Here is a 14,731-nt window from a genome sequence, read left to right as displayed (position 1 = left end):
GAGGAAATCATGCAGGAGAAGACGGTGACATTAAAAGAGCTCATGGAGCAGAAATCCTTCATTGAAGGGAGAGAGGGGTACAATCTCTGGATCAACATCGATGAAGGGTATGACAGCAGGGTGGTGGAGACCATCTGCACACTTTTCGATATTCATCCTCTGGTGAAGGAAGATATCATCCTGAAAGGGCAGAGACCCAAGGTGGAGGAGTATGAGAACTACATCTTCAGCATCGTGAAGATGATCTACTATAAGGAAGAGGTCATGAAAGCGGAGCAGCTGAGTTTCATTCTGGGAAAAAACTATGTCATCACCTTCGGAGAAGAAGAAGGGGATGTATTTGATCCGGTGAGAATGAGGCTGCGAAAAGAAGGCAGCATGGTGAGGAAGGAAAGTGTGGATTTTCTTTTCTACAATCTCATAGATGCTCTGGTGGAGGAGTATTTCCATATTCTCTCCTATATCGGAGAGCGTATCGATTTCATCGAATATGAGGTTCTGGAAAGCAGTTCCAATGAGGAGCTGAAGGAAATCCGGCTTCTGAAGAAGGATCTTCTTTATCTTCACAAGTTCGTATGGCCCCTAAGAGAAGTGACGGCGTGGCTGGGGAAAGAAGAAGTCACTCAGATCTCCGATGCCACCAGTTTCTATTTCAAGGATCTCAACAAGGAACTGGTGCAGATCGTGGAATCCACGGAGACCTATCGTGAAGTGCTTTCCTCGCTCATCGAAATCACCTTGTCCAGCATCAGCTACAGACTCAATGAAGTCATGAAGGTTCTGACCATCATTTCCACCATCTTCATCCCTCTGACCTTCATTGCGGGGGTCTATGGCATGAATTTCAGGTATATGCCGGAGCTCTATTCCAGGTGGGGATATCCCATCGCCTGGATCGTCATGATTGCCATTGCAGCGGCCATGATCTATTATTTCAAGAAAAAGAAATGGTTCTAGTTGACAAAGACCTGTGTTCGCGTTATTATCTAATTGAACACACCCCCCAGGGGGTGGGGTAAGGAGGTTAACATGGAACAGAAATTTGATGTCACCGGAATGACCTGTTCGGCTTGCACCGCAGCTGTAGAAAAGTCTGTGAAGAAGCTTGAAGGGGTATCCAGTGTTACAGTCAGTTTAATGACCAACTCCATGACCATCGCTTATGACAGCGATGTGCCGGAAGAATCTGTGATCGAAGCAGTGAAGAAGGCGGGTTATGGGGCGCAGGTCCATAAGAAGAAAGGGGAGAAGAGATCAGCGGTCTCTGAAGTGAACCCCATAGAAGAAGAACTGAAGGAAATGAGATACAGAGTGAAAGTCTCATTCATTTTCCTTATACCACTCATGTACATCGCCATGGGAGATATGGTGGGACTACCGATTCCTTCCTGGCTTTTAGGCACAGAGAATGCCGTAAGCTTCGCATTTATCCAGATGCTTCTATCCATTCCCATCGTCTATGTGAATATGAAGTACTATAAAGTGGGGTTCAAGGCACTCTGGCTGAGAGCACCGAATATGGATTCTCTCATCGCCATCGGATCCTCGGCGGCATTCATCTACGGAATCTATGCCATCTTCAGAACCGGATATGGTCTGGGTCATGGCAACATGGAAATCGTCCATATGTATGCCCATGATCTCTATTTTGAGAGTGGTGCAACCATTCTGGCCCTGATCACTTTCGGTAAGTATCTGGAAGCGAAATCCAAGGGCAAGACCTCAGAGGCCATCAGCAAGCTCATGGACCTGGCACCGAAGACCGCACTCATCGTGAAGAACGGAGAAGAAGTGGAAGTGCCCATTGAAGATGTGGTCATCGGAGATGTGGTCATTGTGAAGCCTGGTAAGAGCGTACCGGTGGACGGTACTATCGTGGAAGGTTCTTCCTCTCTGGACCAGAGCGCGCTGACAGGTGAAAGCATTCCGGTGGAAAAGACCATCGGGGACAAGGTCATTGCAGCCACCATCAACAAGACGGGATATTTCAGATTCAAAGCGGAAAAGGTCGGAGACGACACCACCCTTGCCAAGATCATCCAGCTGGTGGAAGATGCCAACGCCACCAAGGCACCAATCGCGAAACTTGCAGACAAGATCAGCGGAATCTTTGTGCCAACGGTCATTGCAATCTCCATCGTGACCTTCATCGTATGGATGCTCATGGGATACAGCTTTGAATTTGCGCTTTCCCTGGCCATCACGGTACTGGTCATCTCCTGTCCCTGTGCACTGGGTCTTGCGACGCCGGTAGCCATCATGGTGGGAACCGGTAAAGGTGCGCAGCACGGAATTCTGGTGAAATCAGCGGAAGCGCTGGAAACCATGCATTCCATCAATACAGTGGTACTGGATAAGACAGGAACCATCACAGAAGGAAAACCTGTGGTGACCGATATTCTGACCAACGGTGAAATGACAGAAGAAGAACTGATCCTCATTGCGGCTTCCATCGAAAAACCATCGGAACATCCTCTGGCAGAGGCTGTGGTGGAGAAGGCCAAGGAGCTGGGACTGACCCTTAAGAAAGTGGACAATTTCAATTCCGTATCCGGTATGGGTATCGCGGCATTCATTGAAGGAAAGCCCTACATCGCCGGAAACCTGGCGCTGATGAATGAGGAAAGCATCGAGCTTGGACAGTTCCAGGAAGAATCAGACAGACTGGCGAGTGAAGGAAAGACACCACTATTCTTCGGAGACAATGAAAGAGTGCTCGGCATCATCGCCGTGGCAGACGTGGTGAAGAAGAACAGCAAACAGGCCATTGACCTCTTCAAGAAGATGGGTATCGATGTGGTCATGCTAACTGGAGACAACAAGAGAACAGCGGAAGCCATCAGAAGGCAGCTTGACATCAACAAGGTCATCGCCGAAGTCCTTCCACAGGACAAGGAAAGAGAAGTGAGAGCCATTCAGGAGAAGGGGCACAAAGTGGCCATGATCGGAGATGGCATCAATGATGCACCAGCGCTGACAAGAGCGGATGTGGGTGTGGCCATCGGTGCAGGAACAGACATTGCCATTGAATCAGCGGATATCGTGCTGATCAAGAACGATCTTCTGGATGCCGTGACGGCAGTGCATCTCTCCAGGTCCACCATCAAGAACATCAAGCAGAACCTGTTCTGGGCATTCTTCTACAATGTCCTTGGCATACCACTGGCAGCCGGTGTGTTCTATCTCTCGCTGGGATGGAAATTAAGCCCGATGTTTGCGGCAGCAGCCATGAGCTTAAGTTCAGTATTCGTTGTAACCAACGCTTTGAGACTGAAGTTCTTCAAGCCGCTGCATGAAAGAAATCAGACAGAATCATAATAACAGTGAAACAGAGTAAAAGAATATAAAAAAAAGAGGAGACTGAGAAATGAAGAAAGTATTAGGAATTGAAGGAATGCACTGTATGGGATGCGTAGGAAGAGCCACAAGAGCTCTGGAAGGCCTGGAAGGCATATCCTCTGCGAAAGTGGACCTGGGCAAGAAAAATGCAGTGGTGGATATGACAGGAGAAGTTTCAGAGGAGACCATGAAAGAAGCGCTGAAGGAAGTGGAACTGGAACTGGTTTCCGTGTCTGAAAAGAAGAGTATATTTGGATAGGAGGTCGATCTAGATGCAGGCCGATAAAGACCGGATCACGAAGCTCTTAAAGACAGCTAGGGGACAGATGGATGGACTTCTGAAAATGGTGGAAGAGGACAGATATTGTGTAGACATATCCAATCAGCTCATGGCCACACAGGCTATCCTGAAGAAGGTCAATGCGGAAATACTGCATGATCATCTCAACCACTGTGTACATGGCGCCTTCGGAACAGAAGAGCAGAGCGAAAAAATCAGTGAGATCATCATGATCATGGATAAGCTCACCAAGTAAGCTCCAATACGCAGAAGAATAGACAATAATAATGAAAGAAGATATTTCAGAAATGAGGTATCTTCTTTTTTAAGCGCTCATAAATATACGCGGGTATAGATGGAAGTCAATGAGTTTCCGGGTAATGGAGTGAGATTCTGGTATATCTGCTGTGAATTTATGCAGAAACAGAAAGATTTCCTGGAAAGTCGAAAAGTTTTTCGCTGTTTTAATGTCTATAAGAAATACAGCATATAGTGCGAATAATATGTCATAAAATATATCTTATAATGTGATTCATATCGAATCATGCAGATTCGAACCTGAAGTTAAAGTGTCATTAGAGAATGTCTTGCAACAAGGGTCGAATTGTCACCGGATATTGAACATCATTCTGTCGAATGAAAGATAAGTTTAATAGAAGTAATAAATATCTCGAAAAGTATTGTTTGACATTAACAAAACGTACTTATAGAATTTTAGTATAGTGAAATGTAGAGAATATTTTTAATATATTTCAAGTCGGTTTTTCAGAGAATCCGGAAACACGTTAAAGTACTAAGCGCTTATCGTGATTCAGGTTTGTGACAGAGAAAAAGCAGCAGAAGGAGGTCCATTATGAGTTTAGGCAGTTTTTCAATGAACAGGGATAATATCGTGAAATTCAGTGAAGACCATGCGGCGAAGGAATTCAAAGCGAAGCGCAGGATGGAAATGGAAGAAACCATCAAGACAGTTCTGGATAACGTTATTCAGCAGATGTCAGTGAACATGAAAAGTCCTGACATGAGTAAGAAGAAAGAGGTGTCACTTCAAGTTACAGAAATCACAGGTGAAGTCATTGAGAAGAGCGGCAGAAGTTTTTCTTTCATAGATAAGCAGAACATCGTGAAGACCGTCATGGATGAAATCTATGAACTCGGACCGATCACGCCGCTGCTTGAAGATGATGACATTTCTGAAGTGATGGTCAATGGACCGGACAACATCTATATAGAGAAAAAAGGAAAGCTTGTGAAATCAGAGGTGTCTTTCCGGGATGATGCGCATGTGCTGCATGTGATCCAGAGAATCATAGAACCTATCGGAAGAAGAGTGGATGAAAAATCACCCATGGTAGATGCCAGGCTTCAGGATGGGTCTCGTGTGAATATCATTGTTCCTCCCCTGGCGCTGAATGGTCCGACCATCACCATCAGAAAATTTGCAGCAGACCCCTTTACGCTGGAGGATCTTATTTCCTTTGGTACGCTGAACATGGATATGGCCACCTATCTCAAGGCCAGTGTCAAGGGCAGGACCAATATCATCGTATCCGGTGGTACAGGTTCAGGTAAGACGACGTTTCTTAATATCATGTCCAGCTTCATACCCCATGATGAGCGAATTGTCACCATAGAGGATGCTGCGGAGCTTCAGCTTCAGCAGGATCATGTGGTGAAACTTGAAACGAGACCTGCTGATATAGAAGGAAAGGGAAGAATCGGGATCAGAGAGCTGGTTGTGAATTCTCTGAGAATGAGACCGGATCGTATTGTCGTGGGAGAAGTCAGAAGCGCAGAAGCACTGGATATGCTTCAGGCCATGAATACAGGACATGACGGATCTCTGACAACGGTGCATGCCAATACACCGAGAGACAGTCTGTCAAGACTGGAGACCATGGTCATGATGGCGGGTATGGATCTTCCATCCCGTGCCATCAGAGAGCAGATCGCCTCTGCCATCCACCTCATTGTCCAGATCGGCAGATTCAACGATGGGTCAAGAAAGGTCATGAAGATCACGGAAGTGCTGGGCATGGAAGGGCAGACGGTTACGCTTCAGGACATTTTCGAATTCAGGCATGATGGCTTCGATGAAAACGGACGTGTAAAAGGAAGCCATGTGGCTACTGGCATCGTTCCTGGAAATATCGAGAATCTGAATGCACACGGTGAAAAACTGAATACCTCCATATTCAGAAACCAGTCCTTCAGAGGTGATTCCGGCTTCAGGAGATGATGGTAATTCATTGTGAATCAGAGAAAGATCTACCATGAGGGGGAAGGTAACGGGTTACCCTTTGAGAATGATGCTGAAACCTGGAATATCTTGAAACAGATTGTTCTTTACACTGTAAAGCAGTTTCCTATATATTGACTATAGGTTATAATAGGTTTAAGATGATATTGTGAATGGTGAGACAAACTGTAGGGGGATCGTATATAATGAGGGTGATCAATGATACGACTGGAGAAACTGTTCTGGAGGAGCTCAAGATTGCGGATACATTCATGAAGCGATTTTTCGGACTCATGGGAAAGAAACAACTGGATCCTGGCAGTGGACTGAAGATTGAGCCTTGCAGCAGTATTCATACATTCAATATGAAGTTTCCCATTGATGTGGTGTTTTTATCAGAGAGACACGAAGTGCTTCAGATCATAAACGGAATGAAGCCTGGAAAGGTGGGATCCGTTGTGAAAGGGGCCAGGTATGTTATCGAGGGTAATGAAAACGATATAAGTGGTAAAGTGCAGATTGGTGATGTCATAAGGTTCGAGTGACGATTTTCGACATTGGTGCGAGAGAATTATAATTTAATATGTATAAAGTGATAACACTTAGACATCAATCTGATGTAAAACCAGTTAAAATCAGCGATGTTCTCAAAAAAATATTAGAAAAATACAGGAGAATTCATAAATAATTCTGTTTAAAATGTATTTAAGTATCATTAACGCTTGATCTGAAAAGTGGGTTGCTGCTCAAAGGAATTACTCGACTTATGAACCTTCTGTGCTGAATACTTTCTGATTATTGAATATAAACAAAGCAAGTGTTGAAAATTCAAATATACATGTAGAAATATTCGTATAATTAGAATAATTCATGTCGAAAATATGTTTTTGTTTCTTGGATTTACTAAGCTATACAATAAAATATAGAAGAATATCTATTGACAATAGTCGATTACGAGATTAAAATGAAAATAACAGAAAATTGACATTATATGTTGCTGTTATTACAATTTTTAATAATATTTAAGGAGGTCAATCATGGAATTTTTAAAAAGGTTATGGAATGACGAAGAAGGGCAAGGTATGGTTGAGTATGGTTTGATTTTGGCGCTGATTTCTGTTGCTGCAATTGCTGTATTAGTAATTCTAGGTCCAAGAATTGCGGCTGTCTTCCAGAGTGTTACTGATGAACTAGACGCTGCACCTGGGGAAGTATAATTCAAAATTTTGGATAGACCCCCTATTTAATAGGGGGTCTTATAAAAAAGAGGTTATATTTTATGAGAATAATAAAGAATCTCATTAAAGATACGACTGCACAAGGTATGATCGAATATTCGCTTATATTATCATTAGTAGTTATTAGTGGAATCACTATAATGATACTTTTTGGTGAATCATTGTTTAATTTATATGAAGTTATGAAAGAGAAAATGATTAATGTTTTGTAGGTGATTTAATGCAATTTAGCTTTAGTGTTTTAGTTTTAGTTCTATTACTTTTATTTTCTGTTTATTACGACTGGACACAAAAGAAGATTCCTAATCGAATAACAATGCCTACCATATTGATTGGTGTCATATGGTCAACTTTAAACAGTGGGTTAGACGGATTCCTATTCAGTGTATTGGGTTTTCTGATTGGCTTTGCTGTTTTTTTAATTCCATATTTTTACGGAGGAATAGGAGCGGGCGATGTAAAACTTATGGCTGCGATAGGATCATTGATGGGGTGGAGAGTTGTGTTAGCTTCCGGATTAGCAACTTCGATAGCAGGGGGAGTACTCGTAATTATATATATAATAGCTAAAGGTAATTCTATTAACATAATCATAAATACTATAGGTATTTTAATCAAGCCTTTATTGGAATTATTTTATATGATATCAGGGAAAGATTGGTTTCTTGAAAAACAGATTTATTTTGTTAAAAGCAAGACAGAAAAAGAAAATGAATATATTCCTTACGCTATAGCCATAGCAGCAGGAACGCTATCAGTTTTAATATTTGGACTAGATAGTCTGATACAATTTTGATCAATAAACCTGAGGTGGTTTTAATGCATAGAATATTAAAATTCAATAAAAATGATGATGGACAAGGGCTAGTTGAGTTTGCTTTGGTGTTACCTATTCTACTTTTATTTTTGCTTGGTATTATAGAATTCGGGTGGCTATTTAATGCCAGAATCTCTCTTACTAGTGCAGCAAGGGAAGGAGCGAGAGTTGCTGCGGTTTCAAACATAAATCATCAAGCTAAAGCCGAGGAAGCTGTTACAAGCGCACTTTCAGGAACAAGCGGAGTGATAGTCACGAGCGTAGGTTATGATTCCGATATTGATACACTGAATAATATCAGAAATGTTATTATCGAAGTTGATGGACAAGTAGAGCCACTAATCGGTTTTTTTGTTACAGGACCACAACAGATGTCAGCTAAAGCAACTATGAGATTGGAATAGGAGGCGAAGACAATGAGATTTAGAATTATTAAAGAAGAAAAAGGAGCAGTTCTGCCTATCGTTGCTTTATTTCTTCTCTTTGTAGCATTTGGTATGGCAGCATTAGTTGTGGATGCGGGTACATTATATAATACTAGAAAATCTATGGTTACAGCAGCGGATGCAGGAGCTTTGGCTGGTGCAAAAGAGATGGAAAAAGTGTTAGGTGTAACCGACGCGAGTCAGATTAGTCAGATAAAAGCCAATGCTATATCAATAGCAAAAAGTCTTGCAATTAAGAATGGCGCAGAGGGCGAGCCAGTTGTTGAATTGAAAAAGATGAATATCGAGCTAGCGGATGGTAGTGTCTCAAATCGAGACGTTATTGTTGTGACTGTTACTAAAAATGAAGAGCATGATTTCGCGAAACTGATTGGATTCGATAACTCTGATGTAGTAGCTCAGGCTGTAGCAACATGGGGGTATAGCACTCAAGTGACGGGTGGTCAGATTTTCCCTTTATTTATGCTTGAAGAAGCTTACATAAAAGGAGAGACAATTTTACACGCGGGTAAAGTAACTTTAGAGAACGGTGAGGTATCTGATCCAAATAGAGGTTATGTCAAATTAGAAGAGGGTGAAAACGGTCAAAAAATAATTAACGACACTCTCGCTGGAATTAATATGGATAGACAGTTCATAATCAATCAGGTTTTAGTTTCAGAGACAGGTCAAGCGAATTCTATGATTAACGCAATAGAAGATCGTATGAAGACAGCAGCTGGATTAGGCACTCCAGATGAAAGAAAACAGTTTATGTCTGGACTGATTCCAATCGTGATTTCAGAAGCTGCCATCGAAGATGCGGAGAGCAAACCTAATGCACATATCAATCTGACGATACAGTATTTTGCAGTTTATACAATTCATGATGTAATTGTCAGTGATGGTAATGATAATAACAAAGATGCTGTAGGGTCATCCTATGCATTGACTAAAACAGATTTCACTAAAGTGAGTCAACCAGCTAGCTATGTACCTGATTTTGCTAAAGGGACACTTATAGGTGAATTTACGGGTGAAAAAATTGAATTAACTACAGTCATTAAAGATAATGATCAGGATCCGTTACCAGGCTATGAAGGGCTTTCCAGGTATTCGAAACTAGTGAAGTAAGGTAGGGTGAAGTAGTATGAAAGTAAAGAAAAGAGTTGTTATTCTAGCGGTTTTATTAGGTTTGATTACCATGAGCCTGCTTTATGTTTATATCGAAGGTAAGAGTGAAGTTGAGGAAGTGAAGGTTGATCTTTCAAATGTTGTCGTTGCTGTAACATCAATCCCAGCTCATGTGACTGTTACACCAGAAATGGTGACAACAAAATCTATTCCTACGGAAGCTGTTCATCCCGAAGCAGTAAGAAATGTGGATGATATTATTGGCTATACAACGAGCATGGCTATTTATAATGACGAGCAGGTTCTAAAAAATAAGGTGATCACGGAAACTGAGTCCGCTTCCTTATCCTACAGAATACCTGAAAATATGAGAGCGATAACCATTCCTATGAATGAAATCTCCGGTGTCGGAGGATATATTGTAAAAGGTGATAAAGTAGATATTCTGGTAACATATGAAATAGAAGTGGAACCTACGAATCCAGAGGCGGAAGAAGAAGCTGATTCGCTTACGATAACATACACACAGTTTCAGAATATCGAAATCCTCGAAAAAGGTCCCAATGTGTCAGTAACAACAGAAGGAGCAGCTCCATCTGAAGTGGCAACATCACTTACATTTCTAGTTTCGCCATCTCAGGCAGAAGTGCTTACATTTGCACAGTATACTGGATCAATAAATATGACTTTAAGAAATCCAGTGGATGAAAATGTAGTGGAACTTACTGAATTTGGTGATACAAATTTCAATACTTGGAGAGGAAGGTAAGCATAATGGACAGAATAAGACTCATGATTCTGGAAAATAATGAAGAAAAAAGAATTGAGATTGAGAGCATTCTAAAAAATATCGACTATATTATGCTTTCCCAACGAGTGGATTCAAGAGATGACGCCATGAGAGTTCTCGATCTTGAGAATATCAGTGTAGTGATCATCGGTAAGGATTTTGAAGAGGATGGCTATGATGTGGCAGAGGAAATCACTACAGAACATATTGATGTAGCGATTATTCTAATTGAAGACGAGATCAGAGAAGAGGTTATGCATAAAGCGTTGTTCTCTGGCGCAAAAGATGTAGTTATAAGACCGATAGTGCCAAACAGACTCATGGATTCGATTTTCAAGGCATATGAACTTAATAAGAAAAGAGTGGACCTCCATCGTGATGTGCCACAGAGAGTAAAGAGAAAGTCGGAACTGGGACAGATTATAACAGTTTTCAGCACAAAAGGTGGAGTGGGCAAAACGTTTGTTTCCATTAATCTTGCGGTAACACTAGCAAAAGAAACTAAAAAAAGAGTCGTTGTTGTGGACCTTGATCTGGATTTTGGAAGTGCATCTTTAGCACTTAACATTCAGCCGAAGTTCACTATATCCGACGTAGTCAATGACATTAAGAATATTGATCCAGATCTCATCGAAAGTTATCTGCTCATGCATGACTCAGGAGTGAGAATTCTTCCTGCAAATATTGAGCCGCAGATGAATGATTTTATTAACTCAGAACATATCCAGGTTATTTTAAGAACACTTCAGAATTCATATGATTATATTGTTGTGGATATGCCGGGTAGGTTCTATGAACCAATTAATCCTGCTTTTGTTTTCGCAGATAAACTCCTTATGATTACGACACCGGAAGTATCTACAGTTCGTAACATCAAGGCTTCTTTGATGACACTAAATGATTTGAACTATCCGAAATCAAAAATCAAGTTGCTTCTTAACAAAGCAGACAGGCGTGGTGAAGTCAAAGCCGGTGATATTGAGAAGACGCTGAATCAGACTCTTTTCTCAAGTATTGATGCGGACTATAAAGGTGTAATGTCCTCTCTAAATCAGGGAGTACCATATGTGACGAAAAACAGCAGAAGCACCATTGCAAAGAATTTCAAGAAATTGGCTAAGAAAGTAACAGATGATCAGGTGGAGAAAACTGCTACTAAATAAATGAGGTGACGGAAATGAACCTGAATGGTTTTAACATCAATGAATCCAATGTGCGAAATGAAGTTATTAGAGAACATGATGAGGTAAGTCTAAGAAAGCTGAAAGAAATTGAAGAATTCTCTCAGGAGATTCTTGCGAGAATTATTGATGAAATTATAATTTCTCCAGATAAGACAGATCAGGCTCAGAGAAAAATGGTTTCCGATCTGGTCAACGAAAAAATCAATGAAGTGCTGAATCAGAATAGAAAGCATCTTTCACAGTCAGATAAGCAGAAAGCACATAAGCTTGTGATGGATGAAGTTTTTGGGTATGGACCTATAACATCTCTTCTTGATGATCCTACAGTAACAGAAGTTATGGTTAATGGACCTGATGATATCTATATTGAACGATTTGGCAAAATTGAAATTACTGATAAGAGATTCCGTGATGACAGACATGTTCTACATACAATTGATAAGATTATTTCTCCATTAGGAAGAAGAGTGGATGAAAGTTCTCCGATGGTCGATGCGAGACTACCCGACGGTTCTCGTGTGAATATTATTATACCTCCACTTTCAATCAAAGGACCAGCCATCACCATTCGTAAGTTTGCGGTGGATCCATATACGCTTGAGGATCTGATTTCATTCGGTACGTTAAATATGGATATGGCAAAGCTTTTACGATCCAGTGTTCGTGGTAGAATCAATATCCTTGTTTCTGGTGGTACCGGATCGGGTAAGACAACCCTGCTTAATGTCGTTTCGGGTTTTATTCCAGATACTGAAAGAATTGTAACCATTGAAGATGCGGCTGAACTTCAGCTGCAGCAGAGACACGTACTTCCTCTTGAAAGCCGACCATCAAATATCGAGGGTAAAGGACGAGTCAACATCAGGGACCTGGTGGTAAACTCATTACGTATGAGACCTGATCGAATTGTAGTCGGAGAAGTTAGAAGTGGAGAAGCACTTGATATGCTCCAAGCTATGAATACAGGACATGATGGCTCACTTACTACTATCCATGCCAATACACCAAGAGATAGCCTTGCTAGACTTGAAACTATGGTTATGATGAGTGGGATGGAACTTCCTTCAAGAGCAATCAGAGAACAGGTGGCTTCAGCCATAAACCTTATTGTTCAGGTTGCTAGATTCACTGATGGTTCAAGAAAAATCACTAAAATTACTGAGATTGTAGGGATGGAAAGTGATACCATTACTCTTCAGGATCTATTTGTATTCAGACATGATGGATTTGACGAACGAGGAGGCGTTGTAGGTAAGCATATTCCTACAGGAATTGTGCCTAACTACATGGAAAAATTAAGAGCACATGGTGAAAATCTGTCCACTAGTATTTTCAAATCGCATGAAGGTGGAAATATTCAAGCGGCAAGGGGGAGATAGTGTATGAAGTATCTTGTATATTTTTTATTCTTTCTCTTTATGACGTTACTTTTTATTCTCATCTACAGTTTTCTTTTTGCAAACAGAGCAAAGACCAAAGAAAGGATGAAACTCATCGCATCATCCTGGGATTATGCAGATGATGAAGACAGCGATGAAGAGAAGGAGATAGAACGAGATAGGAAGAGAAAAGAAAAAAGATCAATATTGAGTTCTTATTACACAAAAAAGAAGAAAAAACTTATGCAGGCATATATACTCATGAAACCTCAGGAGTTTTTCATGATTTCCATGAGTGTTGCTCTGATAGGATTTCTTATTATGCTCCTATTAACAAGTCTAGTGCCTATGGCTCTTGTATTAGGCATTCTTGGGTTCATGTTGCCTGACGTTTATGTAAATAGAATCATACGCAAAAGATCTCAAAAACTGAACGCTCAACTTCCAGAAGCGCTTAATATCATTTCCAACGGATTAAGAGCAGGTCTCAGCTTTGCTCAGGCAGTTAGTATAGCAGGTAAAGATCTGGAAAGCCCTATTGGAGATGAATTCACGAAGATCATTCGTGACAATACCTTAGGAAAGTCCATGGAGAATGCTCTGGAGGATTTCTCTGAAAGAACCAGTGATGATGATATTGATATGTTCGTTACTGCCATGATAATTCAACGACAGGTTGGTGGAAATCTTTCAGAAGTGTTAGATACCATATCTAATACTATTAGAGAGAGAGTGAGAATCAAGGGAGAAGTAAATACACTTACAGCACAGAGTAAGTTATCGGCAATAATTATTAGTTTTTTACCAGTTGGAATTGCATTGTTTTTAGCTATTATAAATCCTAGCTATATAGGACAGCTTTTTGATAATGTTTTAGGGCTCTTTATGGTGGGATCAGCTGTATTTATGATGCTTGTAGGTATATTCTTGCTCTCAAAGCTGGTTAAACTGGAAGTATAGGAGGATAATTACATGGGAATTATGGTATATCTTTTATTATTCGCAACTGCAACAATCTTCTTTGTTATTATCTTTCAGGTGATCTTTGGTAACAGATTCGTTGTCCGTGATCGTATTGAAGAAATCAGTTTACTGTATAATGTACAGAGTGATGAAGATGAAATGCGTCTTCCCTTTGTCGAAAGAGTTATTAATCCTGTATATCAAAGATTTGTAAATGCTCTTGGCAATATGACACCAAGTTCAATTAAGGAAAAGTATGAACATATGATTATGCAGGCAGGTGTAGGTAGAAAATATACAGTTAATTCTATACTGTCTATACAATTTATGCTTGCTATAGTCATGGGAGCTTTAATTTATCTACTTTTCAGGCTTCTTACCGGTCAAGGTAGTATTCTTTTGGCAGTTCTTTTTGGTGCACTCAGTTTCTTCCTACCGTATGTCAGACTGAACTCTACTGCTCAGATTCGTCAGAAGAAGGTACAGAGTGCATTGCCTGATCTCTTGGATCTTCTTTTTATCAGTGTGGAAGCGGGATTGGGTTTTGATACAGCATTAAAGAAATCTGCAGAAAAGATGCCTGGACCTTTAAGTGACGAAATCAAGAAAGCACTTGATGATATCGCAAAAGGTAGAGATAGACAAGAAGCTTTAAAAGGAATAATTAGAAGAACAGGTGTGGATGACATTAATACTTTTATCACAGCTGTCATACAATCAGAGCTGCTTGGAACAAATATTGCAACGATGCTGAGAACGCAGTCTGGAGTGATGAGACAGAAAAGAAGGCAGAGGGCGGAAGAAGCGGCCATGAAGATTCCAATTAAAATGCTTTTCCCTCTGATATTCTTTATGTTCCCAGCACTTTTTGTTGTGATCTTAGGGCCTGCAGTAATTAATGTAATTGAAAATGTAGGTAGTTTATTCTAATAATATGTAATCT

Annotated in this window: 15 protein-coding genes; all 15 read left to right on the top strand. The window is 40.7% G+C overall.

Translation table 11 applies throughout. The annotated features are described in order from the left end of the window. On the top strand, window positions 1-957 hold a 957-nt coding region (corA, locus tag ACHAL6_RS11320), incomplete at its 5' end, for a magnesium/cobalt transporter CorA (protein ID WP_395270779.1). Window positions 958-1,029: 72 nt separating this feature from the next. Beyond that, the gene (locus ACHAL6_RS11315) at window positions 1,030-3,318 is read left to right on the top strand and encodes a heavy metal translocating P-type ATPase (protein ID WP_395270778.1); all 2,289 of its coding nucleotides are present in this window, start codon (window positions 1,030-1,032) and stop codon (window positions 3,316-3,318) included. Between the two features lie 49 nt (window positions 3,319-3,367). After that, window positions 3,368-3,598, top strand: a complete 231-nt coding sequence (locus ACHAL6_RS11310) for a heavy-metal-associated domain-containing protein (RefSeq protein WP_395270777.1) — start codon at window positions 3,368-3,370, stop codon at window positions 3,596-3,598. Between the two features lie 13 nt (window positions 3,599-3,611). Beyond that, complete coding sequence (locus tag ACHAL6_RS11305) at window positions 3,612-3,875, top strand: metal-sensing transcriptional repressor (protein ID WP_207600515.1); 264 nt, start codon at window positions 3,612-3,614, stop codon at window positions 3,873-3,875. Between the two features lie 597 nt (window positions 3,876-4,472). Continuing rightward, the gene (locus ACHAL6_RS11300) at window positions 4,473-5,858 is read left to right on the top strand and encodes a CpaF family protein (RefSeq protein WP_395270776.1); all 1,386 of its coding nucleotides are present in this window, start codon (window positions 4,473-4,475) and stop codon (window positions 5,856-5,858) included. A gap of 206 nt (window positions 5,859-6,064) precedes the next feature. Then, window positions 6,065-6,403, top strand: a complete 339-nt coding sequence (locus tag ACHAL6_RS11295) for a DUF192 domain-containing protein (RefSeq protein WP_395270775.1) — start codon at window positions 6,065-6,067, stop codon at window positions 6,401-6,403. Between the two features lie 492 nt (window positions 6,404-6,895). Then, window positions 6,896-7,075 carry a Flp family type IVb pilin gene (locus ACHAL6_RS11290; protein ID WP_395270774.1) on the top strand — a complete coding sequence of 60 codons (180 nt, stop codon included), beginning with the start codon at window positions 6,896-6,898 and terminating at the stop codon, window positions 7,073-7,075. A gap of 241 nt (window positions 7,076-7,316) precedes the next feature. Next, window positions 7,317-7,892, top strand: coding sequence for a prepilin peptidase (locus tag ACHAL6_RS11285; protein WP_395270773.1), 576 nt, complete (start codon window positions 7,317-7,319; stop codon window positions 7,890-7,892). 23 nt (window positions 7,893-7,915) lie between these two features. Further along, window positions 7,916-8,317, top strand: coding sequence for a TadE/TadG family type IV pilus assembly protein (locus ACHAL6_RS11280; protein WP_395270772.1), 402 nt, complete (start codon window positions 7,916-7,918; stop codon window positions 8,315-8,317). Window positions 8,318-8,329: 12 nt separating this feature from the next. Beyond that, window positions 8,330-9,472 (top strand): pilus assembly protein TadG-related protein, encoded by a 1,143-nt coding sequence (locus ACHAL6_RS11275; RefSeq protein WP_395270771.1) that lies wholly within the window; start codon window positions 8,330-8,332, stop codon window positions 9,470-9,472. 16 nt (window positions 9,473-9,488) lie between these two features. Continuing rightward, on the top strand, window positions 9,489-10,241 hold the full coding sequence (gene cpaB / locus ACHAL6_RS11270; protein WP_395270770.1) for a Flp pilus assembly protein CpaB: 753 nt from the start codon (window positions 9,489-9,491) through the stop codon (window positions 10,239-10,241). A gap of 5 nt (window positions 10,242-10,246) precedes the next feature. After that, window positions 10,247-11,425 (top strand): AAA family ATPase, encoded by a 1,179-nt coding sequence (locus ACHAL6_RS11265; protein WP_395270769.1) that lies wholly within the window; start codon window positions 10,247-10,249, stop codon window positions 11,423-11,425. 14 nt (window positions 11,426-11,439) lie between these two features. Next, complete coding sequence (locus tag ACHAL6_RS11260) at window positions 11,440-12,825, top strand: CpaF family protein (RefSeq protein ID WP_395270768.1); 1,386 nt, start codon at window positions 11,440-11,442, stop codon at window positions 12,823-12,825. Window positions 12,826-12,828: 3 nt separating this feature from the next. Then, complete coding sequence (locus tag ACHAL6_RS11255; protein ID WP_395270767.1) at window positions 12,829-13,785, top strand: type II secretion system F family protein; 957 nt, start codon at window positions 12,829-12,831, stop codon at window positions 13,783-13,785. A gap of 12 nt (window positions 13,786-13,797) precedes the next feature. Beyond that, a complete protein-coding gene (locus ACHAL6_RS11250) occupies window positions 13,798-14,718 on the top strand; it encodes a type II secretion system F family protein (protein WP_395270766.1) in 921 nt (306 codons plus the stop codon). Window positions 14,719-14,731: the final 13 nt, after the last annotated feature.

This window comes from Proteiniclasticum sp. C24MP (assembly GCF_043951855.1).
Lineage (GTDB): Bacteria > Bacillota > Clostridia > Clostridiales > Clostridiaceae > Proteiniclasticum.
This window is presented reverse-complemented; position numbering and strand designations above follow the sequence as displayed.